This is a genomic window from Actinoplanes lutulentus, assembly GCF_003259845.1.
GTDB lineage: Bacteria > Actinomycetota > Actinomycetes > Mycobacteriales > Micromonosporaceae > Actinoplanes > Actinoplanes lutulentus.
In genome coordinates this window covers 280,026-302,564 of the sequence record NZ_QLMJ01000005.1, presented here as the reverse complement: position 1 = coordinate 302,564, position 22,539 = coordinate 280,026, and the positions used below count along the sequence as shown (strand labels likewise).

At 70.1% G+C, this 22,539-nt stretch carries 16 protein-coding genes; 3 read left to right on the top strand and 13 right to left on the bottom strand.

Annotated elements, in window-relative coordinates; translation table 11 throughout:
• Window positions 1-40 precede the first annotated feature (40 nt).
• Genes B0I29_RS14155 through B0I29_RS14135 form a run of 5 tightly spaced genes read right to left on the bottom strand, consistent with a single transcriptional unit; the run spans window position 41 to window position 7,157 of the window.
• Entirely contained in the window at window positions 41-2,065 is a 2,025-nt protein-coding gene (locus B0I29_RS14155) for an alpha-galactosidase (RefSeq protein ID WP_245972536.1), read from the bottom strand.
• 35 nt (window positions 2,066-2,100) lie between these two features.
• Complete coding sequence (locus tag B0I29_RS14150; RefSeq protein ID WP_111649399.1) at window positions 2,101-3,432, bottom strand: ABC transporter substrate-binding protein; 1,332 nt, start codon at window positions 3,430-3,432, stop codon at window positions 2,101-2,103.
• 52 nt (window positions 3,433-3,484) lie between these two features.
• Window positions 3,485-4,291 carry a carbohydrate ABC transporter permease gene (locus tag B0I29_RS14145; protein ID WP_181557804.1) on the bottom strand — a complete coding sequence of 269 codons (807 nt, stop codon included), beginning with the start codon at window positions 4,289-4,291 and terminating at the stop codon, window positions 3,485-3,487.
• A gap of 26 nt (window positions 4,292-4,317) precedes the next feature.
• Complete coding sequence (locus B0I29_RS14140) at window positions 4,318-5,187, bottom strand: carbohydrate ABC transporter permease (RefSeq protein ID WP_111649397.1); 870 nt, start codon at window positions 5,185-5,187, stop codon at window positions 4,318-4,320.
• A complete protein-coding gene (locus B0I29_RS14135; protein WP_111649637.1) occupies window positions 5,184-7,157 on the bottom strand; it encodes a beta-galactosidase in 1,974 nt (657 codons plus the stop codon). The genes B0I29_RS14140 and B0I29_RS14135 overlap by 4 nt, the downstream gene beginning before the upstream one ends.
• 142 nt (window positions 7,158-7,299) lie before the next feature.
• On the opposite strand from B0I29_RS14135, the gene B0I29_RS14130 reads away from it, so the two are divergent.
• On the top strand, window positions 7,300-8,319 hold the full coding sequence (locus B0I29_RS14130) for a LacI family DNA-binding transcriptional regulator (protein WP_111649396.1): 1,020 nt from the start codon (window positions 7,300-7,302) through the stop codon (window positions 8,317-8,319).
• Here B0I29_RS14130 and B0I29_RS14125 read toward each other — a convergent pair.
• Both B0I29_RS14125 and B0I29_RS14120 read right to left on the bottom strand, forming a co-directional pair.
• Window positions 8,316-8,606 (bottom strand): PLD nuclease N-terminal domain-containing protein, encoded by a 291-nt coding sequence (locus tag B0I29_RS14125; protein ID WP_111649395.1) that lies wholly within the window; start codon window positions 8,604-8,606, stop codon window positions 8,316-8,318. The two genes, B0I29_RS14130 and B0I29_RS14125, sit on opposite strands and share 4 nt — an antisense overlap.
• An 81-nt stretch (window positions 8,607-8,687) precedes the next feature.
• The gene (locus B0I29_RS14120) at window positions 8,688-9,467 is read right to left on the bottom strand and encodes an SGNH/GDSL hydrolase family protein (protein ID WP_111649394.1); all 780 of its coding nucleotides are present in this window, start codon (window positions 9,465-9,467) and stop codon (window positions 8,688-8,690) included.
• A 241-nt stretch (window positions 9,468-9,708) separates the two neighbouring features.
• Here B0I29_RS14120 and B0I29_RS14115 point away from each other — a divergent pair, with 241 nt between their 5' ends.
• Window positions 9,709-10,083: a hypothetical protein gene (locus tag B0I29_RS14115; protein WP_111649393.1), complete on the top strand. Its 375-nt coding sequence runs from the start codon at window positions 9,709-9,711 to the stop codon at window positions 10,081-10,083.
• A 35-nt stretch (window positions 10,084-10,118) separates the two neighbouring features.
• Here B0I29_RS14115 and B0I29_RS14110 read toward each other — a convergent pair whose 3' ends face one another.
• From B0I29_RS14110 to B0I29_RS14100, 3 genes are all read right to left on the bottom strand, one after another.
• A complete protein-coding gene (locus B0I29_RS14110) occupies window positions 10,119-11,738 on the bottom strand; it encodes a serine/threonine-protein kinase (protein ID WP_245972517.1) in 1,620 nt (539 codons plus the stop codon).
• A 246-nt stretch (window positions 11,739-11,984) separates the two neighbouring features.
• Window positions 11,985-14,024, bottom strand: coding sequence for a hybrid sensor histidine kinase/response regulator (locus B0I29_RS14105; RefSeq protein WP_245972516.1), 2,040 nt, complete (start codon window positions 14,022-14,024; stop codon window positions 11,985-11,987).
• 61 nt (window positions 14,025-14,085) lie between these two features.
• On the bottom strand, window positions 14,086-15,024 hold the full coding sequence (locus B0I29_RS14100) for a ribose-phosphate diphosphokinase (protein ID WP_111649390.1): 939 nt from the start codon (window positions 15,022-15,024) through the stop codon (window positions 14,086-14,088).
• A gap of 46 nt (window positions 15,025-15,070) precedes the next feature.
• Here B0I29_RS14100 and B0I29_RS14095 point away from each other — a divergent pair, with 46 nt between their 5' ends.
• The gene (locus B0I29_RS14095; RefSeq protein ID WP_111649389.1) at window positions 15,071-15,898 is read left to right on the top strand and encodes an ABC transporter ATP-binding protein; all 828 of its coding nucleotides are present in this window, start codon (window positions 15,071-15,073) and stop codon (window positions 15,896-15,898) included.
• Here the strand turns inward: B0I29_RS14095 and B0I29_RS14090 are convergent.
• From B0I29_RS14090 to B0I29_RS14080, 3 genes are read right to left on the bottom strand one after another with little or no spacing between them, the layout of a single operon-like run.
• Window positions 15,882-16,532, bottom strand: a complete 651-nt coding sequence (locus B0I29_RS14090; protein ID WP_111649388.1) for an ABC transporter ATP-binding protein — start codon at window positions 16,530-16,532, stop codon at window positions 15,882-15,884. The two genes, B0I29_RS14095 and B0I29_RS14090, sit on opposite strands and share 17 nt — an antisense overlap.
• On the bottom strand, window positions 16,529-19,528 hold the full coding sequence (locus B0I29_RS14085) for an FtsX-like permease family protein (RefSeq protein WP_111649387.1): 3,000 nt from the start codon (window positions 19,526-19,528) through the stop codon (window positions 16,529-16,531). The genes B0I29_RS14090 and B0I29_RS14085 overlap by 4 nt, the downstream gene beginning before the upstream one ends.
• On the bottom strand, window positions 19,525-22,497 hold the full coding sequence (locus B0I29_RS14080) for an FtsX-like permease family protein (protein ID WP_111649636.1): 2,973 nt from the start codon (window positions 22,495-22,497) through the stop codon (window positions 19,525-19,527). Before B0I29_RS14080 ends, B0I29_RS14085 begins: the two co-directional genes overlap by 4 nt.
• Between the last annotated feature and the right edge of the window lie 42 nt (window positions 22,498-22,539).

Sequence of the window (22,539 nt, the reverse complement as noted above, 5' to 3'; positions counted from 1 at the left end):
AGGCGTGAGTGGAACCGGGACGTAGGGCTGTGGTTGGGGGTCAGCTTGCGTCGACGGAGAGGAGGATTGCCTGCTCTGGGGCCAGCAGTGGTGACGGCAAGCCCAGTTCGGACAGCACCCGGCCCGGCAGCGTCACCGAACCCACCGAAAGCCACGCCGGCGCGGCGTCCTGGACCATCTTCGGCGGGGTTCCGATCGGGCGGACCGTGTAGACCCGGTTCGGGTCCAGGCCCGGGAAGCGGACCGGTGGCGGCAGGGCGGATCGGGGCGTGCCCAGTGCTACCAGGGCGAACACCGCCGACGACCGGTCCTGTGACACCACGCCGTGGACCTCGTTCGCCGGGTCGGCGGCATCGGCCCGGACCACCACACCCGTGTGCAGCAGGGGGCGCAGGCGCTTGTACTCCGCGATCCACTCCGCGATCACGGCGAGCTCGGACGGCGACGCCGCGTTCAGGTTCCACTCGATGCCGGCGCTGCCGAACAGGGCTGTCGCCAAGCGGAACCCCAGCGCCGAACTCCGGCCCGTCACGTGGGCGGCGCCGGCGCCCAGATGACCACCCAGATATTCCGGTGGGATCAGGACGCTGGTCCAGCGCTGGATCTTCTGCCGGTCGAGCGGGTCGTTGGTGTCCGAGGTCCAGAAGCGGTCTACCAGGTCAAGGATGCCCAGGTCGATGCGGGCGCCGCCGGACGCGCAGCTCTCGATCTCCACGTTCGGAAAGGAAGCTCGCAATTCCGATAAAAGCCGGTATAGCGCGTGGGTCTGACGATGCGTGGCGCCCGGCGTCAGCACGTCCCGGTTGTGGTCCCACTTGAGGTACGCGATCGGGTACTCACTCAGCAGCGCGGCCAGTCGATCACGCACGAAAGCGAACGCATCAGGATTATTGAGGTCGAGAACTCGCTGCCAGCGCCACGTCAACGACGAATCCAGCATCCACGACGGATGGGCGCGGGCCAGGTCGGAGTCCGGGCTGATCATCTCGGGCTCGACCCAGAGGCCGAACTCCATCCCCGCCGACACGACGCGGGAGATCAGCGGGTGCAGGCCGTCCGGCCACACCGAGGAGTCCACGTACCAATCGCCGAGCGCCCGCTTGTCGTCACGACGCCCGGTGAACCAGCCGTCGTCCAGCACGAACCGCTCGACGCCGACCGATGCGGCCGCGTCCACCAAGCGACCCAGCACGGAGAAGTCGTGGTCGAAGTAGACGGCTTCCCAGGTGTTCAGCACGACCGGCCGGGGCAGGCGCAGCGGCGAACGCGAGCGGATCCACGGATGCAGCCGGTCGGACAACCCGTCGATGCCACTGTCCGAGAAGACCGCGATCAGCCACGGCGTCTCATACGAATCCCCGGGACCCAGCCGGATCTCGCCCGGTTCGAGCAGCTCGCCGGCACCGAGGGCGCCGTAACCGAGCGCGGACCGTTCCGCCCAGATCTGCTTGTCGCCGCTCCACGCCAGGTGGGTGGCCCAGACCCGGCCGCGCCGGAACCCGAAGCCGGGCTCGCCGGCCATCATCAGGAACGCGTCGTCGTGCCCGGGACGGCCGTGCCGGCTCTCGCGGCTCCACACGCCGTGCCGCAGCGAACCGCGTTGCGGCTCCCGCTCGTGTGCCCAGAGGCCGGTGAAGTCGAGCAGTTCAGAAGCCTGCTCCGGGATCGGCAGCAGCATGTTCAGGCCGGACAGCTCGAAGTCCGTGTCACCGAGGTTCGTCAGCCGGTGCCGGATTCGCAGGACACCCTCCGGCGTCAGCTCCAGCTCGGTGGTCAGCTCCAGCGAATCATCGGCGCTCTTAGCGCGTACCCAAGAATCACCGAGAGCGACCAATCGCAGAGCCGGCGCCGGAACGCCTTGCCTGTGGCCTGCCAAGGCAGGCCTTCCGCTCCAGCCTTCTGCAAGGCCAGGCCAGAGCGAAAACCGCAGGGGTACGTCGACAGAGCTCGGCGGCACAGCGGGAACTACCGCATCGGCGAGGGCGGCAAGCGCCAAGTCGTCGAGTTCGCCGAGGTCAGCACCCCAGTGGATGACGCAGGGAACGCCACCGCGGGCGTCAAGCACAAGGCTGACGCCCGCGGCGCGGAGGTGGAGCACGGTCACTCGGCGACCGGGATCGACTGAGACTTGAGGGTCTCGACGGTCGAGGTCTGCGCCTTCTTCAGCGCGTCGAGCAGCGTGCCGTTGCCGGAGACGGCGCCCTTGAAGCCGTCCGAGGCGGAGGTGTACGTGGAGGTCATCGTCGGTCCCCAGACGAAGTCGGCAGCGACCTGGCCGGAGGCCTGCGCGAACACATCGTAGATCGCCTGGCCGCCGTAGAAGTCGACTCCCTGCTTCAGGGCGGGCAGCGACGCGCCGGCCTTGGTCGCCGGGTAGAGCTGCGCCTCCTTGTTCAGCAGGGTCAGCGCCTCCTCGTTGGTGTTCAGCCACAGAGCGAACTTGGCAGCCTCGTACGGGTGCTTCGAGCCCTTGAAGACCGCGGTGGCCGAGCCACCCCAGTTACCGGCGACGGTGCCGCCGGCGGTCCACTGCGGCATCGGGGCGACGGCCCACTTGCCCGAGGTGTCCGGCGCGCCGGAGATGATCGAGTTGGCGCCCCACACCGCGGAGACCCAGGTCCACGCCTTGCTGGTGTTGTACGCGTTGTCCCACTCGGTCGTCCACGGCGGGACGCTCGAAACGAGCTTCTTGTCGAGCAGGCCCTGCCAGTAGTTGGCGACCTTGGTGGTGTTCTCGTCGGCCAGGTTCACGGTCCACTTGGAGCCGTCGTTGCTGAACCAGCGGCCGCCGGCCTGCCAGGCAAGACCCGCGAACTGGTTGATGTCGCTCTGCGAGAAGTTGGTGATGTAACCACCGGCGGCCTTCACCTTCTCGGCGGCAGCGGCGTACTCGTCCCAGGTGGTCGGGATCGCGATGTTGTTCTTCTCGAACAGGTCCTTGCGGTAGAACAACGCCATGGGGCCCGCGTCCTGCGGGATGCCGTAGACCGAGTTCTCCTCGCCGAACGTGACCTGACCCCAGGTCCAGTCGACGAACTGGTCCTTGGCCGCGGTCACCTCGGAGCAGCCGGCCAGGTTCTCCAGGCCGTCCTGCACCCGGAAGCTGGGCAGCGCGTCGTACTCGATGTGGCCGAGGTCGGGCGCGTTGCCGGCCTTCAGCTGGTTGAAGAAGTTCTGGTAGGTGCCACCGTTGCCGTTCGGGCCGGTCTGCACCTTGACCTGGATGTTCGGGTTGGCGTCGTTCCAGACCTTCACCACGTTCTCGATCCCGGGGATCCAGGTGGTGTAGTTCAGGGTGACCGGGCCGGACGACGGGGCACAGCTGGCCGCACCGGCCGTGGTCGCCGCGTCGTCGTCGCCGCCGGACGAACAGGCGGTCAAGGCAAGTGCTGAGGTCAGCAGGATGCCGAGTGAGCGCATGGGAAGGCGCATTGACTTCTCATTTCTCGTTTTTTTGGATGGGGTGAGAGGGGTTTCGTGCGACTTACTTGATGGCGCCTGAGCCGAGGCCGTTGCGCCAGAACCGCTGGAGAAGCAGGAATGCGATCACCAGCGGGATGATCGAGACGAGCGCGCCGGTCAGCACCAGCATCCGGAGCTCCGGGATCTGGTTGACCTGCGTGTTCCAGGAGTAGAGGCCGAGGGTCACCGGGAAGAGCCGCTCGTTGCCGAGCATGATCAGCGGCAGCAGGAAGTTGTTCCAGACGGCGACGAAGTGGAACAGGAAGATCGTCACGAGGGCCGGGAACATCAGCTTGGTGGAGACCGTGAAAAACGTCCGTACCTCGCCGGAGCCGTCGAGGCGGGCCGCTTCGAGCAGCTCGTCCGGCACGCTGGCGGTGGCGTAGATCCGCGCCAGGTAGACACCGAACGGGTTGACCAGGCTGGGCAGGAACACCGACCAGAACGTGTTTGTGGCGTTGAACTGGCTGAAGATCAGGAACAGCGGCAGGGCCAGCGCGGTGGCCGGCACCAGGACGCCGCTCAGCACCACGTTGAAGATCGCTTCCCGGCCGGGGAAGCGGTACTTCGCCAGGGCGTACCCGCACATCGCGGCCAGCACGGTGCCGAGCAGGGCCGCGCCGCCGGTGTAGACGACGCTGTTGAGCATCCAGCGCAGGAAGACGCCGTCCCGGTAGGAGAAGAGCTCGTTCAGGTTGTCGAACAGCGAGAAGTCGGCGAACCAGAGCGGGTCGGTGTTGCTGAACTGGGACCGGCTCTTGGAGGCCGCGACCAGCAGCCACCAGATCGGGACCAGGAAATAGAGGGTGCAGGCGCCCATGACCAGCATGGGGAGGCTTCTTTTCAAAGGGGAGATCACTTGTCGCCTCCTCGCTGGGTGACCTTCAGGAAGGCGAAGGACAGCACGCACGTGGCAAGCGCGAGGACCACCGAGAACGCCGCCGCCAGGTTGAAGTTCGGGATGGACGAGGTGGAGTACACGGTCAGGTTCGGCGTGTACGCGCTGGTCACCGCGGAGCTGAAGGTCCGGAACACGGCCGGCTCGGCGAGCAGCTGCAGCGTGCCGATGATCGAGAAGACAGTGGTCAGCACGATCGCCGGCATCACCAGCGGGATCTTGATGGACCACGCGGTGCGGATCGCCCCGGCGCCGTCGATCTTCGCCGCCTCGTACACCTCCTGCGGGATCGCCAGCAGCGAGGAGTAGATGATCAGCATGTTGTAACCGACGTAGACCCAGGTCACGACGTTCGCCATGGCCCAGAGCACCAGGTCGGCGGAGAGCAGGTCGACCGCGCTGGTCACGCTGCTGAACGGCGACAGGTTCGGCGAGTACAGGAAGCCCCACATGATCGCCGCGACGACACCGGGGACCGCGTACGGAACGAAGAACGCGAGCCGGAAGAACCGCCGGCCCTTGACCAGTCCCGAGTCGAGCAGCAGGGCCAGCACCAGGGCCAGGCCAAGCATCACCGGGACCTGGACCACGCCGAACAGCAGCACCCGGCCGATCGACTCCCAGAACGGCCCGTCCGCGAAGACGCGCTCGTACTGGGCCAGTCCGCCGAAGACCTCGCGGGCCGGGCCGAATGTCCCGGTGCGCTCGACCTTGTAGAGGGACTGCTTGATCGCGTACGCGATCGGCGCCAGGTAGAAGGCCGCGAAGAGCAGCCCGAACGGGAGAATGAAGAAGAGTAGTGCGCCTACCGGCCGCTTCCTGGTCATTTCCTCTCCTCCTTGATCACCGCGACGCCGCCGGCGGCGACCTCTGTTATCGGCACGCCGGTGACCAGGTCATGGCCCGCTTCGATCGCCACGGGGGTGGTGCCGTGGTTGACGACGAACAGGTAGGAGCGGCCGTCGCCGGAACGCCGGACCACCTCCAGGTCACCGTTCGACTCCGGCCCGGCGGGTGTCACGCCTGCCTCGGTGACCGCGTTGCGGACCAGTTCGCGCAGGCCTCGCGGGTCAAGCTCGGTAGCGACGTACCAGGCCGTGCCTTCGCCGAGAACGTTGCGGGTGATCGCCGGAACACCCGGCAGCGGCCCGTCGGAATAGGTCGCGATCGTCTCGGCCGTCGTGGTGCGCAGGCGCTCGGTCCACAGCGTTCCGGTCGCGCCGTTGCTGAGCTGGACCTGGTGGCCGGGCAGCATCGGGGCGAACTCCTCGCCGTGCACGCCGAGCACGTTCTTGAACGCGCCCGGGTAACCGCCGAGGCGGACCCGGTCCCGCTCGTCGACGATCCCGGAGAAGAACGTGACGAGCAGGCTCCCGCCGGCCGCCGCGTAGTCCTCGAACTTCTCGGCGTCGGCGTCACTCACCATGTAGAGGCACGGGACGACGACCAGCTTGTACTCGCTGAGATCGGCCCCCGGCGCGACCACGTCGACGGTGACGCCCAGCTCGCGCAGCGCCCGGTGCGCCTTGTGCACCTGGTCGAGGTAGGTGACCGCCTGCGACGGACGGGCCTCACCCTCGGCCGACCACCAGGACTCCCAGCTGAAGACGAGCGCGACGTCCGACTCGACCTGGGTGCCGGCGACCTCGCCGATCCGGTCCAGCGTCTCGGAGAGCCGCAGCACCTCGCGCCAGGCGACGGTGTCGGTGCCGGCGTGCGGCAGCATCGCCGAGTGGAACTTCTCGGCACCCTGTGCCGACGCGCGCCACTGGAAGAAACAGAGCGAGTCGGCGCCGCGGGCCACGTGGGTGAGCGAGTTGCGGATCATCTCGCCCGGCGCCTTGGTGAGGTTGTGCGGCTGCCAGTTGACCGCGCCGGCCGCCTGCTCCATCAGCATCCACGGCTTGCCCGCGGCCAGGCCCCGGGTCAGGTCGGCGGCGAAGGCCAGCTCCGCGACCGGGTCGCCGAGGCGGTGGTCCAGGTAGTGGTCGTTCGCCACGACGTCCATCTCCGGCGCCCAGGACCAGTAGTCCAGGTTGCGGATGTGCGCGGTGACCATGAAGTTCGTGGTGACCTTCGCGGCTGAGTACCGGCGCAGGATCTCCGTCTCGCCCCGGTAGTAACCGAGCAGTTCGTCGGAGCTGAACCGGTGGAAGTCGACGATCTGGGCCGGGTTGCGCAGCGACAACGCGAGACGCGGCGGCTGGATCTCGGACCAGTCGCCGTACCGCTGGCTCCAGAACGACGTGCCCCAGGCCTCGTTCAGCGTCTCGATCTTGCGGTAGCGCTCGCGGAGCCAATTCCGGAACGCATCCGCGCTCGCCTCGCAGTAGCAGAGCGCGTTGTGGCAGCCCAGCTCGTTGGAGACGTGCCAGAGCGCGACGGCCGGGTGCTCGCCGTACCGCTGCGCGACCTGCTCGACCAGGGCGAACGCCCGCTCGCGGAAGACCGGCGAGCTCGGGCACCAGGCCTGACGCCCACCCGGGTACCGCAGGGTGCCGTCGGCCGCGGCCGGCAGGATCTCCGGGTACAGGGTGCTGAGCCACGGCGGCGGCGATGAGGTGCCGGTGCCGAGGTTGACCTTGATCCCGTTGTCGTGCAGCAGGCCGACGACCTCGTCGAGGTCGTCGAAGTGGTACCGGCCGGGGCTCGGTTCCAGGTTCGACCAGCCGAAGATGTTGACGGCCACGAGATCGACGCCGGCCCGGCGCATCAACGCGACGTCCTCGCGCCAAACATCAGGCGACCACTGCTCCGGGTTGTAATCACAGCCGAGGCTGATTCCCGGTATGGGCATGGTGAACATAAAACTCCTGGTCACAGGTGTGTGCACGTGCACACATTTCCGCGGACCTAACCGGCCGTTACGGTTGTGTGAACGTGCACACAGTAGGACTGGCCTGGCACTCGGTCAATAGCTGCGGCGCTACATTGATCGCATGTCCCGGCCGAAGCCTCAGAAACGCGCCACCGTGCACGACATCGCGGCTGCCGCGGGCGTGTCCCGAGGCACCGTGAGCCGGGTGCTGAACGGCGGATATGTCTCGGCCGAAGCCCGCGCCGCGATCGAAGCCGCCATCACCGACGTCGGCTACGTGCCGAACAACGCCGCGCGTACGTTGAAGATGCGCCGCTCGCAGGCGGTCGCGTTCGTCGCCCTGGAACCGCATTCGCTCTTCCTCGACGACCCGAACATCGGCGCGATCATGCTCGGCGCGAACGCCGCGCTCTCCCTCGCCGACCACCAGATGGTCAGCCTGGTGGTGGAGTCCGCGCGCGACACCGAGCGGGTTGCCCGTTACCTCAGCGGAGGCTTCGTCGACGGTGCGATCGTGGTGTCGGCCCGGACCCGGGATCCGATCATCAAGGTAATCGCCGACCTGCGGATTCCGGCGGCATTTGTCGGTCATCCACCCGAATTGAGCGACAGCATCCCGTTCGTCGGGATAGACAACGTCGGCTCGGCACGCTCGATCACCGCGCGCCTGGCCGCAAGCGGCCGGCGACGCATCGGCATGATCGCGGCCGCGCTCGACCGCGACTCAGGCTTGGACCGCCTCACCGGCTTCAAAAACGCCTTGGGTACGGAATTCGACCCCAGCCTCGTGGCGGACGTACCGCACTACGATTACGGGTCCGGGGTCAAGGGGATGCGGCTCCTGCTCGAACGCGAGCCCGCCATCGACGGCGTCTTCGCAGCATCCGACGCAATAGCAGCCGGCGCCCTGGAAGCGCTGCGCGAGGCCGGCCGGAGCGTACCCGGCGACGTGGGTGTCGTCGGCTTCGACGACAGCACATGGGCGGTCCGCTGCCAGCCGCAGCTGTCCACCGTGCACCAGCCGGCGAAGGAACTCGGCTCGTTCGCGGCCCAGCTGGTGCTCCGCCAGCTCGCCGGCGAACAGGTCGAACACCACGGCGAACTGCTGGACACCCCGATCATCTGGCGCGACTCCGCCTAGACCCCGGAGATCCGGGCGGCCAGCATCTTGACGAACTCGGGGTCGTCCTCCGGGCCGATGGGTGCGCCCTGCACGGCCACCGGCACGTGGATGTCCCTCGATGACGTCGCGCGGCCCGCGCGGAACCAGGCGATCGCGCCGGCCACCGGGCAGAGCAGGATCAGCACGATCCAGGCGCCCCGCGGGAACGACCTCAGCCGGGCCCGGTCAGTCGACAGGCAGTCGATCAGGGCGACCACGCTGAGCGCGACGACGACCAGGAAGAGCAGCGTGTTCAGTCGGGCCATAGGAAACGATCCTGATGCGGCCCGGCGGCGGTTCCGGTCCCCGCGAGGTGCCGCTGGGTTGCGGCACTCCGCGAGGGATCGTCAGCCGGCTGAGCCGGACAGCGCCGGGAGGTAGCCGTTCGTGTAGCCGCTGGTGTTCGGGTGGTAGGAGTTCTGCGGCGGGATCACGGTGAGGCCGTTGAGGTACGGGCGGGACGAGCACACCCCGTGGCCGCTGAACTCGTCGCGTACGTCGGAGAAGACGAAACCGGCCGCCGCGGCCCGGCTTTTGATCATTTCGTCGAGGACCTGTGCCCCGCTGTTCAGCGACTTGCGCTTGGCGATGCTCATCTCGCAGAGCACCGACGTCGTGTCGAAGATCAGTGGGTACGACAGGACGACCACCCGCGCGTCCGGAGCCTTCGCCCGGATCGCCTGGTACGCCGCGTCGAGCTTGCCGGGCAGCGTGTTGTTCACGTACGTCTTGCCCGACTCGACCTTGGCGGCACAGGCCGAGTCGCTGGAGGTGAGGCAGGTGATGACGGTCGGCGCGAAGCCCGCGTCGTTGCCGCCGATCGTGATGCTGACCAGGTCGGCGCCGGCCTTCATGGCCGGCACCTGGGTCTTGAGGACGTCGTCGGTGACCGCGCCGCCGCAGGCCAGGAACTGGAACGAGGCGGGTGAGTTCCGTGCGGCCCACTGTGCCGCGTAGCTGTTGTTGCTGCGCAGGCACGTTCCGGACTGGCCGGGTGCGCCGACGCCGGAGGAGTACGAGTCGCCGAGGGCGACATAGTCGACGGTGCTCGCCGCCTGGGCGGGTGCGGCGAGGACGAGGCTCAGTGCGGTGGTGACGAGAGTGGCGAGGACGGTAGCCGTTCTCATCGATGGCCTCCGATATCCGCGTGGGGACTTCAGGGCCGAAGCGCTTCGGTTACCGAACAGTAAGTCAAGGTATCGAGAAAAGGAATCCAGTGACATTCCTGTTACAGGGGAGTAACATGCGTCGATGTGACCTGGGGTTACGTCCACGGGTGATGTTTCATGTTCTCTCTGTGACTGACGTACAACGGCCGTCGAGCCGATCTTCAGCGTGTCCTCAGATCCGCGAGCTAGATTTTCCGTCATGGAAGAGAGCCGGACCCGGCGCCTGGTGCAGACCCTGCGGGACCGCAACGTTTTCGCGCACGTCCGGCTACCCCGCGCCGGCGGCGCTGGTTACGGCATTCGCGTCGTCATGCCCGACGGCCGTGAGGCCGAGTGGGAGGCCGGCGCTGCCGGGCTACAGGCCCAGGTGATGCGCAACGGGGTCCTCGTCGGGTTCGTCGAAACGATCCCCGGCTCCGAGCACTTCACCGAGGAGCAGATCATCGAGGCGATCGCGGTGACCGATTACGACCGCCCGATCGGCCGCTCCGAGCCGCCGTCCACGCGTCGCCCGGTGCCGCCACCGCCACCCCCGAGCCTCGCCGACCGCCTGCGCTCCAGCTTCCGCGGCTGAAAGGCCGCCGAGAGGTCCGGCAAGGCGGGAACCCCTCACCATCGGAACGGCCGGCCCACGGCCGTGCGCGACGCGGTCCGGCCGTCTCTGACGTACCGGTACGTCATCACGACCGCGTACTGCCGGCCCCGCCGCGGCTCGGCCATCAGCGGGCCGCAGTCCTGGGTGATCGAGCGCCGGGTGAACGACAGGTCGTCACAGGTCCGGGGCCCGGCCACGGTGCGGCCGGTGCGGGCGTCCTGCAACGCCACCGAGATGCGTCCCCGGCCGCCGGCCGGTGCGGTCAGTGCCGCCCGGAACTGGATCTCGTCGCCCAGCTGGTGACAGGGTCGCGGGCCCAGCGGTGCACGGGTGCGCAGGTCGAGGATCAGGCCCGGCGAGCACTGCCATCGACCCTTTGCCGCTTTGCCCTCCGGGACGTGAGACCGGCCGCGGTTTCGTGAGGAGGCCGGGTGCTTTGTGCGTACCGAAGCAGGCTTGGGCGCGGAATGCGCGACGCCCGTCGCTGACCTGGGGTAACGCGCGGGCCGGGTGGTGGTGATCGCCGCAGGCGGGCGCGGGGCCGCGGCATCGCGCGCGGCGACCGAGGCCGCCGACAAAGCCGGCCGAGCCGGCGTCGAGACCGGCGGCGAGGCCGCCAGCAGGGGCCGGCTGGGCGCGGTGACCACCGTGGGCACCTCCTGGGGATCACCACCGGGGCGACTCAGATGCCAGGCGCTGGTGGCGATGCCGGAGGCGAGCATGGCGCCGGTGACAGCGAACGCGGTCACGCCGGGACGCGAAAATCGGCCGGCGGGCGCAGCGTTGCCGCGAAAACGGCGACGCCGGGGTACGACCGGCCGCGGCACCGATTCGAAGACGAGCGACTGCTCCGGAGGGCTGCCCGGGCGGGACAGCGCGGGCGTGTCACTGAGATTGCGGGCGAGAAAGCCCAGGTCGGTGACGAGGTCAGCGGCGCTCGGACGCTGACGCGCTTTCACGGCCAGGCACATCGTGATGATCCGCCAGAGCGGGTCGGGGATGCCGGTACGCCGTTCCGGAGCACCCTCGGCGTGCAGGCGCATGAGCTCCGGTATCGAGTCGCTGCGGTACGGCGGCTGGCCGCTGACCAGCTCGTAGAGAAGCACCCCGAGCGCGTAGACGTCGGTGGCCGGGCTGGGTGTGGCCCCGTGGAACGCCTCGGGGGCCATGTAGTGCGGCGTGCCGACCACCGCGTTCGGCGTGGTCATGCTCGGCAGCGCGAGTATCCGGGCGATCCCGAAGTCGGTGAGCCGGGTCTCCAGCTCACCGTCGTCGTCGCGCAGCAGGATGTTGTCCGGCTTCAGATCGCGGTGGATGATGCCCAGGTCATGTGCCTCGGCGAGGGCCGAGGCCACCTGACCGGCGAGCCGCACCGCCTCGCTGGGCGGAACGGTTCCCTTCCGGTGCAGGTGGTCGCGCAGGTTGCCCCCGCTGACCAGGTCCATCACCAGGCCGAGGCTCTCCCCCGCGCTGAACAGGTCACGGACCCGCACCACGTTGCGATGCCGCAGCATCAGCAGGATCGTGCGCTCCTGGACGAACCGGGTGACCAGGCGGGGCTGTCTCAGCAGGCTGTCGTGCAACAGCTTGATCGCTACCGGCTCACCGGTGGCGCGGTCTTCGCCGCGCCACACGGTTCCGGTGGCACCCTGACCGATCGGCCTGACCAAAAGGTACGAATTACCGACACACCGCCCGGCGAGTTGCGTGCCAGGGCCGTGGTCCGTGGGATCCTCTCCGGGGTCGTTCGCTCCGGGGTTGTTGTCCACTCCGGTCCTTCCGACGGCGGCAATGCCCCGGAATGATGCTGTTTGTCCGGATAAGCTGGCAAGCCCACAGACGGAAGTTCGCACCCTTAGGGCAGAGTGACCGCCCCGCCGTCACTTCGTCGGCGGCTCCTCGTTCTGGCGTACGGGCTGCGGGCCGCACAGTGACCGGATGGCACCCAGCAGCGTTGATCGGGTGAACGGCTTCTCCAGCAACATGCTGTTGTCGTCCAGGTGCAGCTGCGGGCCGAGCGACGCCGCCGAGTACCCGGACATGTACAGCACCGGCAGGTCCGGCTGGTGCGTGCGCAGCGCGCTGGCCAGCTCCGGGCCGGTCATCGTCGGCATCACCACGTCGGTGATCAGCAGGTCGGGCCGGGCGCCGGAGGCCACCTGGGTGACCGCCATCAGCGCGTCGGTGGCGACCGCGATCTCGTAACCGGCCGGTGCGATGAGCCGCTGCACCAGCTGGGCCACGTCCGGCTGGTCCTCCACGATCAGGACCCGGCCGATCACCGCCTGCTTGGTCCGGCCCTCACCCTCCGGAACCTTGCGCTCCTCGGCGGCCGGCAGATAGATGTGCACCGTGGTGCCCATCCTCGGCTTCGACTCCAGCTCGATGTGGCCGCCCAGGTTCGTCACGATGCCGGCCGTGGTGGCCAGGCCGAGCCCGGCTGCGGTCGGCCGGGTCGTGAAGAACGGCTCCAGTGCCCGCCGGCGGACCTCCTCGTCCATCCCGACGCCGGTGTCGGTGACCACCAGGTGCACCAGCTTGCCGTTCGGTGCGCCCTCGGCGGCGAACTGACCGGGTTCGATCACCTCGTTGGTGGCGGTCACCCGGACCATGCCGCCGTGCAGCATCGCGTCCCGGGCGTTCGCCGCGAGGTTGACCAGCGCCTGCTCCAGCGGGCCGCGCTCGGCTTTCACCGGCCACACGTCCGGGCCGAACGTCAGGTCCAGGCCGATCCGCTCGCCGAGCGTCCGGCTGAACAGCGACTGCACGTCGGTGAGCAGGTCCGGGATCGGGATCACCTCGGGGCGGTTGCCCTCGCTGCGCCCGAACGCGAGCAGCTGGTGGGTCAGAGTGCGCCCGGTGGACACCGCGTCGAGGATGTCCTTCGCCAGCGCGTGCTGCGAGGAGTCCTCGTCAGTGCTGGTCAGGATCATGTCGGCGGAGCCGGCCACCACTGTCATCAGGTTGTTGAAGTCGTGCGACAGGCCGCCGATCAGCTGGCCCAGGCTGTCCAGCCGGCGCAGGTGGTCGAGCTGCCGCTTGAGACCACGGGCGTCGATGTGATCGGTCGTGTCGGTGATCATGCAGAGCACCCCGGCGAACTCGCCGTGGTCGTCGCGGATCGGCATCATGCTGATCCGCACGCTGCGGCGCGACCCGTCGGCGCGCATCAGGCGGGTGGCACCCACCGTCGACCGGCCGGTCTTGCACTCGGCGATCCGGCGGTCCAGCTCCTTCTGCCCGACGTTGTCCAGGAAGCCGCGCAGCGACACCCCGAGCAACTCGGCGCGGGGCATGCCCAGGACCACACCGATCGGCTCGTTCGCGTACGTGGCGACGCCGTCCGGGTCGAGCTGGAGCACACCCTCGGGGATCGTCTCCAGGACCCGGTGGTACCGCTCCTCGGCCGCCTTCAGCCGCTCCTGCGCGCGCGCCGAGGAGGCCGCCAGGGAGACCTCGCCCGCGATGTCGCGGGCCAGCTCCACCTCGGGCGTCGAATAGAACGCGTCCGGCGTGTGCCGGGTCAGGAGCAGGAAGCCCGAGTACGTGTTGTCGACGATCACCGGGCAGAGCACGGCCGCCGTGATCTGGTGTTCGCCGGTGGCCAGCGCCGCCGCCGGCTCGCCGGCCAGCACGATCGGCCGGCGGCTCGCGGCCAGGGCGGTGGAGTATTCGTCGTCGGGAGACTCGCCGACCCGGTCCAGGGCACGGCCCAGGGTGGCGGAGCGATCGTCTTCGACGTGGTGGTACGCGATGTTCTCGTACCGGCCGTCGTCGCGGAGCAGTTGAACGCCCGCGCCGTCACCGATCATGTCGGCGGCGGCGCGGGCGGCCGTGGAACTGACCTCGGCCGGATTCGCCCCCGCTCGGCTGAGAGCGAGGGCGAGATCGGCGAGCGCGTACCGGAGGGGGTAAGCCATGACACCCATGTGGGTCATGATTCGCGTTGGATCAGCTTTGTGAGGGCGGTTCGCGGGATTTCTACCCGAAAAGCGCGCTCACCGATTCACCGTTGTGGATGCGGCGCATCGCCTCCGCGAGAGCCGGCGCGACCGACAGGATCGTCAGTTTGTCGGTGTGGTTGGCCACCGGGATCGGCACCGTGTTGGTGCAGACGATCTCCTCGATCTCCTTCTCCGCGGAGAGCCGCTGCACCGCGTCACCGGTGAAGAGCCCGTGCGTACAGGCCACCCGGACGCTGCGGACGTTGCGCTCGCGGAGCCGGGCCAGCAGCTCGAAGACCGTGCTGCCCTTCGCGATCTCGTCGTCCAGGACGATCACGTCCCGGTCGGCGACCTCACCGATCACCGAGCTGATCACGACCTTGTCGTCGGCGAACCGCTGCTTCGCGCCGGCCGCCACCTCGATGCCGAGCATCCGGGCGAACGCGGCCGCCTCCTTGGCGTTGCCGAGGTCCGGTGAGACCACGACGGCGTTCTCCAGGTTGTACCGGCGGAAGTGGTTGGCCAGCTCGCGCAGCGCGTGCAGGTGGTCGACCGGGATGTTGAAGAAGCCGTGCACCTGCGGCGAGTGCAGGGTCATCGCGAGCACCCGGTCGGCACCGGCGGTGGTGAGCAGGTCGGCGACGAGACGGCCCCCTATGGAGATGCGGGGCGCGTCCTTCTTGTCGCTGCGTGCGTACGCGTAATGCGGCAGGACCACGGTGATCCGTCCGGCTGACGCCCCACGGGCGGCGTCGAGCATGAAGAGCAGCTCAGCGAGGTGCTCCTGGGTCGGCGGGGAGAGCGGCTGGATCAGAAAGACGTCCCGTTCCCGGCAGTTGCCCTGCAGCTGCACCTCGATGCAGTCGTTGGCGAACCGGGAGATCCGAGTCGGATTGAGCGGAACACCGAGGTGCTCGCAGATCTCGGCGGCGAGTTCAGGATGAGCTGATCCGGTGAAAACGGCGATGTCGCGCACGGTGACACCCTATTCATAGTTGCGCATGTTGATTAGTTTGGGCGTCATGAACGGACTGGCCGTGGCCTGCCGCCGGGTGGTGCACATCTATCGCGCCGAAGCCGGCGACGTGGTGGCGCTGGCGGGTGTCGATCTCTCCATCGCTCCGGGCGAGACACTCGCCCTGGTCGGGCCGTCCGGCTCCGGCAAGTCGACGCTGATCGCGCTGCTGTCCGGGCTGATGCGCCCGTCCGCCGGCCGGATCAACGTGGGCACGTACGACATGGGCAAACTCTCCGACGGCGAGATCTCCCGGCTGCGGGGCACCGAGATCGGCGTCGTCCTGCAGGGCGCGGCACGCAACCTGTTGCCGTACGCGTCCCTGCACCGCAACATCTGGCTGGCCCAGCGCCGCGCCGCGCACACCCGGGGCATCCAGCTCGACGACCCGGACCGCATCCTCGATCTGGTCGGCCTGCCCGGTCAGGGCCGGCGCCGGCTCGCCGACCTCACCCCCGGCGGCCGCCAGCGCGCCGCGCTCGCGGTCGGTGTCGCCGCCGGTCCGGGGCTGCTCCTGGTCGACGAGCCGACCAGCCGGCTCGACACCGCGGGCCGCGACGAGGTGCTGGACGCACTCGAAACGGTGAATCAGGAACGGCACACCACGATCGTGGTGGTCACCCACGACAACGAGGTGGGCGCCCGGCTCGGGCGGGCCGTGACGATCCGGGACGGCCGGGTCGGTGCCGAGGGCCGCGACGGGCAGGATTTCGCGGTGGTGGCCGGCGACGGGACCGTGCAGCTGCCGCCCGAGGTTCTCGGCTCCTACCCGCCGGGGACGCTCTTCACGGTGCAGAACATCGACGGCGAAGTGACACTCATTCCCGGAAGCTGAGGACGCCGTCGGCGAGGTGCACCTCACGGTCGCAGGCAGCCGCCGTCTCCGGGTCGTGGGTGGCCAGAACCACTGCCACACCCCGATCCGCCTCGGCGCGCAGCAGGTCGATCACCTTCTGCCGGTTCGCCGCGTCCAGCTCGCTGGTCACCTCGTCGGCGAGCAGCACGTCGCCACGCAGTGCCAGGCCGCGGGCGATCGCCGTACGCTGCTGCTGACCGCCGGAGAGCTCGTCGATGAGCTGATTGGCCTGCCCGGAGAGGCCGAGCGCGTCCAGGGACTCGGCGGTGCGCCGCCGGGCGTCGGCCGGGGTGCCGCCGGTGGCGATCACCGCGACCGCGATGTTCTCCGCCGCCGTCAGGATCGCGGCCAGCCCGTTCTCCTGCGGGATCAGCACCACGCCCCGGGCCACCGCCTGGTCCCGGTCGCCGAGCGCCGTCCCGTCGACGGTCACCGTCCCGGATCGCGGCGTGAGCAGCCCGGCCATCGCGCTGAGCAGGGTGGTCTTGCCCGCGCCGGAGGTACCGGTGACCGCCAGCAACTCACCGGGCCTCGCGGTCACGGTCACCCCGCTCAGCACCGGTGCGCCCGCGCCATGGGCGAGCTCGGCCGCCTCCACCGTCAACGTCGTCACGACAACCCCTTCTCGGTCCGTCTCCACAGATCACGCCCACCGGCGAGAGCCACCACCACGAACACCGCGAGCACCAGGCCGGCCACCGCGAGCAGCACCGGCAGACGCGGCAGGCCCGGCATCGGCAGGTCCGGCGGCGTCAGACCGGCCAGCGGCAACGCCCAGCCGGTCAGCCACCAGGTCGCCACGCCGACCAGCAGACCGGTCACCACGGCGAACCCGACCAGCACCGGATAGGTCCAGAGTGTCGCCCGCCGGACCACCCGCGCCGGCAGACCCTGTGCCCGCAGCGCCGACAGGTCGCCGGCCCGCCGGTCCCGGTCCACCGCGACGGTCAGCACCAGCGCACCCGCCCCGAGCAGGATCGCGAGCACCCCGGCCAGGATGTGGAACGTCAGCGCGAGCGCCGGCCCCTGCCGATCAAGCCGTTCCCGCACCTGCGCCGCGTCGGTGTCACCCAGCACCGTCAGGCCCTGCTCGGAGATCCGCTCGACGATGTCGGCGGGCGCCTCCGGACCGAGCCAAACCTGCGGTGATTGCGCTCCGTGACCATCCACCGCCAGGCGGTCGGCAAGTTCCAGATCCATGAGTACGGCATTACGCCCGGCCCGTGGCACGGCCGGCAACGACGCGACCCCGGTGATCGGGATCGGGTCGCCGCCCAGGCTGGTGATCACACCACCCGGCGGCCCCGCTCCGGCGTACGCAAGGGGCACAGGGGTCGGGGTCGCCTTGGGCCGGACCCAGGCGGTCCCGGCCGGGGCGGCACGGACGCTGGCGTTGATGACGATGCTGCTCTCCGTGGTTATCTGGGCTTTTTGTGAGGCCCACCAACCGTTGGACAGCGGAATTCCGCTCACGTCATTGATGACGACCTTGCCGGTGGTCTCGGTCGCCTTGCCCAGGCCGGAGATGCCGATGCCGTTGATCCAGCATCCCTTCGCGCAGAGCGAGAGCGGCTGCCGGTAGGTGTTACGGCCGGCTTTCAACACCCCGATCTCCACGATCGTCTCGCCGAGGCCGGCCTGCGAGGAGACAGCGATCCCGAGCAGCAGCCGCCGGTCCCGCGCGATCTCACTGAGCGTCACGTCGACGACGATCTCGTCGTCCTTGAACGACGGTCGTTCCGCCGCCTCCGGGCGTAGTTTCGCCGCCACCTCGGCGATGGCCGGCCCACCGGCCGGCCAGGAGGCCACCGCGGCGAGACGCGACGAGTCCACAGCGAGCCCGGGCACCCCGGCGCTGCCGCCGCTGGGCAGCTCGGCCACCGCCATCGCGAACCGGCCTTCCGGGTCGACAGTGCGGACCGCGTCGAGCAGGCGGCGCCGGGACAGCGTCGGCTCGGGGCCGGTCTCGATGCGCAGCACCCGGTCGGCGCCGGTGCCGAGCCGCGCCTCGACCTCCCGGCCCTGCGAGGCCGTGTCGACCGCGCAGGTCGCGAACCCGGCCACCGCCGCGGCCGCCGCCAGCAGCGCGAAGAGCCGGCCCGCGCCGGGGCGGCGGGACAGCTGCAGACCGGCCAGCCCGGCACCCAGCCGGCCGCGATGCAGCGCCCGGCCCGCGTAACGGCTGACCAGCGGAAGCACGGCCCGGGCGGCGAGCAGGGCGAGCGCCAGCATGACCAGGGCCGGCGCGAACGTGCCGAGCCCGTCCAGCGAGCCGTCGGAGAGGTAGAGCTGCACCCCGGCGAGCACCGCCAGCACCAGGACCACCGCCTCGATCACCGGGATCGGACGCCGGTTGCGGGTGGTCCGCTGCAGCAGCGCGGACACCGGGCTCAGCAGTGGTCCGCGCTGGGCCAGCAGCGCCGCGGCCAGCGCGACCAGGGTGGCGGCCGGCGCGTACCGCAGTGAGGAGAGCGTGGGATCGGCGCCGGCGCCCGGGAAGATCGCCGCCGACACCGCGTTCACCAGCAGCTGGCCCGCGACGCAGCCGGCCAGAGCGCCGGCCAGCACCGCGGCGAGGCTCTCCCCGGTCGCCAGCCACCAGCGGGTCCACCATCGGGAGCCGCGGAGCGCCACCACGGCGATCTCGTCCCGGCGCCCCTCGGCGCCATGACCCACTGTCAGATAGATGCTGAAACAGGCGAGCAGCACAAGAGGAAGAGCCAGCACGGGTACGAGTAACCGCGCCTCCGCCCGTCCGCTCTCGATCCGCTCGAACAGCCGTGGGATACCGGTGTCCAGATTGATCCCGGAGACCGCTTCGGTGACGGACTCCAGCGCCGCGAGGTCGGCCCGGACCGTGTCGAGCCGGTCGATGTCGAGCGTGCCCGGGTCCGCGAAGCCGTCGATCGCCGCGATCGAGAGGGTCCGCTGGACCGCGTTGAGCGTGGTCTTCGTAGTGAAGACCGGCTCGCCGGGCCCGATGAACGGCCCGCTGATGAAGTAGCCGTGCGTTCCCCAGTAGAACTCCGACGGGTTCGGCACCCGGTAGGTGCCGGCGATCATGTACGTCTTCGGCTCGGCGCCCGCGACCCAGGTCGGCGGCCGGGTATCACCCTTGATCTGTGCCGCCCGCAGCTCGAACGCGTCGCCGGGTTTCAGCATCAGCCGTTTCGCGCTCGCCGCGCCGATCAGCACGTCACCCTCGCCAGACACGCAGCGCCCGGCGACCAGCACCAGATGCTCGCAGACGTCCTGGCGGAACACGACCCGGGACGGGAACATGTCGTTCGGCTCGAGCCCGACCGCCGGCATCTCCTCGGAGTAGATGAAGGAGAAGCCGGTCATCGCGTCGAGCGCCGCGCCGGCCGAGCTGATGTCGACGGTCGCGCCGGTCTGGTCGGCGGCCGTGGCGTCGCTCGCGGCCCGCAGCTGGAACCGCAGCTCGTCGAGGTCGGCCGTCTCGATCTGTCCCTTCGCCACCGCACGTTCCACAGCGAGCAGGTACGCCGGGGCGGCGACCGACGAGACGACAGCGAGCATCGCCAGCAGGGCGAGGGTGACGGCCTGGCCGCGCCGGGACCAGATCATCGCGAGAACCACGTTGATCATCGGATGTTCTTCTTACGCAGCTCACGGGCCAGCGGGGACACCGCCAGGAATCCGGCCAGGCCGAGCACCGCCAGAGCGGCAGCCCCCGCGACGGCGAGCGCCACCGGGATCAGCGGATCGGGTGGTGGCAGCACCTGCCAGCCGTCGGCGAACGGCGGCACCACGCCGCCGGCCAGCGGGACGGCCAGGAGCGCGGCCACCACGCCGGTGGCGAGACCCGCGGCGAGCAGGGCGGCCGTCCCGGCGTAACTGGTCGAGACGGCGATGCGCGCCGACAGGCCCTGCGCCCGCAGCCCGCGCAGCTGGGCGCCCAGCGACCGGTTGTCCACGGTGGCCGCCACCGCGATCGTGGCGGCCGCGAGCAGCAGCACGGCCAGCGCGTTGATCAGGGCGAACCGCGCCACGGCGGCCGGTCCCTGTGCGCCGAGCCACTCGGCGCGGTCGGTCACCGACTGGTCGCCGGTGACGGTGACCCCAGCCGCGGTGAGGTCCGCGATCAGGCCGGGCCGGGCAGCGGCGGCGAGCCACACCTGGAACTCACCACCCGGGTCGGTGTCGGCGGCGAGCCGGCGCATCGAGTCCAGATCGGCGAGCAGACCCGACTGGCCCAGCGCGGGCAGGCCGGACACCACCCCGGCGATCCGCACCGGCGCGGACGGACCGTACGACTTGAGCAGCTGGTCGTTGTAACGCCACGGATCCGGGGCCGGCCCGGCCAGCACCACCGGCAGCGGCATCGGGGTGTCAGCGGCGTAGACGGCCGTGCCGACCAGTTTCAGCTCGGTGGAGTTCTCGTCGGCGGCCATCCGCAGCCCGCCGTCGATCGCGATGTTCATGTTGGCCCCGTCGGTGCCGGGCCGCCACCGGGCCACGTCACCGAGGACGGCGGTGTCCAGCCCGGTCAGGCTCCGCACGGTGACGGACGAGCCTTTCGGCGCCGGCTTCAACCGGCCGATGCGGTCCGGCGGCAGGGTGACCTCCCAGCGCACGATCCGGCAGCCGGGCGCCGCGGCACAACCCTCGGCCGGCGCGCTGACGCTCTGCTCCCCGGCTTTCAGGGTGCCGAAGCGGACGGTCACCCGGGCCCCGGTGCCGTCGTGCTGGAGCACCAGGGCGAGCTGCACCGGCGGGACGCTGTCCCGGCGCACCTCGGCGGTCAACCGGCCGGCCATCACCACCGGTGCGTCCTCCAGCGGCTTCAGGACGGTGGGTACGCCGTACTCCGGGCGCCACAGGGTCACCGCGGCGAGCCGGGCGGTGTCCACCTCGAGGATCTCCACGTTGTCGTCGTTGCGGTTACGCACCACGGCCATCGCCTCCCGGCCGCCCGGGTCGGCGGTGCGGACCGCGTGCAGCAGCGTGGTCCGGTTCGTCGACTCCACGGTGAGGACCCGGGTCGCGCCCAGCTCGGCGGCGCTGCGCTCGTCGCGGGCGACCCGGTCCGCCTGCCAGCCGCCGGCCGCCGTCACGAACAGCGCCACCGCGACCACGACCAGGGTGAACACCCGGTCGGCGCCGGGCGCCCGGGAGAACTGGAGACCGGCCATGCCGAGGCGCAGGCGTCCCGCGCGCAGCGCGATCGAACCGGCCTGCCCGGCGATCCGGCGCAGCAGCCGGGCCAGCAACAGCCCGAGCGCGAGCGCCACCAGCGCCGGTGCGACCCCGGCGAGCCCGCTGTTCGTGGCGTCGCTGCGGGCCTGGTAGATCGCGGCCGCGGCGATCGCGAGCAGCAGCAGGTCGGTGAGCGCGGACCGCCAGTCGCCCCGGCCCGGAAGCGACCGCTGCAACAGCGCCGCGACCGGCCGGCCGAGCATCGCGGCCTCGACCGCGGCGAGCACCACGAGGCTGCCGATCAGGACCGCGGCCACCGCCACGGCGCTCTGGGTCAGCGCGGTGGCCCGGTCGGGCGTCACGCGTACCGCACCGGCCAGCAGCCGGGCCAGGAAATAGCCGGCCGGCACGCCGATCACCGCGCCGAGCAGCAGCGGCACGACGTGCTGCCCCCAGGCCAGCCGCAGCGTCCGGAACCGGCTGACGCCGCGCAGCTTGAGCAGCGCCGTGTCGGCCCGGCGGTCGCGCAACGTGTACCAACCGGCCAGGCCGACCGCGAACCAGGTGAGGATCAGCGTCTGTACGCCGGCCGCGCGGACCCCGCTCAGGATGGCGGCGCGATCCTTCGCCACCGTTTGGAGCAGCGGTTTCGCGTTGCTCTGCAGCCGGAACCGGGCCGCCGTGAGCTGGGTGTCGGTGGCGGCGAGCACGGCCGCCAGGTCGTAACCACCGTCGCCGCGGAGCAGCGCGGTCGGCAGCTCCACGTCGTAGACCAGCGTGGTGTTCCAGAGTGGTCGTTCCTCGAACGTCGCCAGCACCGTGAACATCGGGTCGATCTGGGTCCGGGTCCGGAACACCTCGCCCGCCCAGTAGGTCCCGGACGCGCCGGTCAGGGCGTAGAGCGCGACCACCCGTACGACGAGCGGCCGGTTCGTGATCGAGCTGGTCAGTGACAGCTGGTCACCGGTTTTCACCCCGAGCCGCTGCGCGGCCTCGTGGGTGAGCGCCACCTCACCCTTGGCCTGGGGACAGGAGCCTTCCAGGCGTACGTTCGCGCAGAACCCGTCCCGGTGCGCCACCGCCATGGCCGCGGTGGACGAGCCCTCGCGCACGCTCAGCGGAACCGTGATCCCGACGATCGGGTCGCCGAACTCGGGCGGCAACTTGCTCCGCACGTCGCTCGTGAAACGGGTGAACGCCTCCTCCGCCAGCCCCTGGGTGTCGGCGCCGGTGCGCACCGACACGACACGGTCGACCGCACTGGCCGCACCCAGGTCCGCCTCGGCAGCATCGCCGGCGGCGGCGAAGGCGTACCAAGGGCCGGCCACCGCGACCGCCGTGGCGAGCGCGGCCAGAAGGAAAATCGTCAACGCCTGCGCGGTTCTCGCTCGAACCGCGCCGATGACGAGCATGAACATCGACACACCCCCGCTTCGCCGGGGACGTTACACACCTCACAT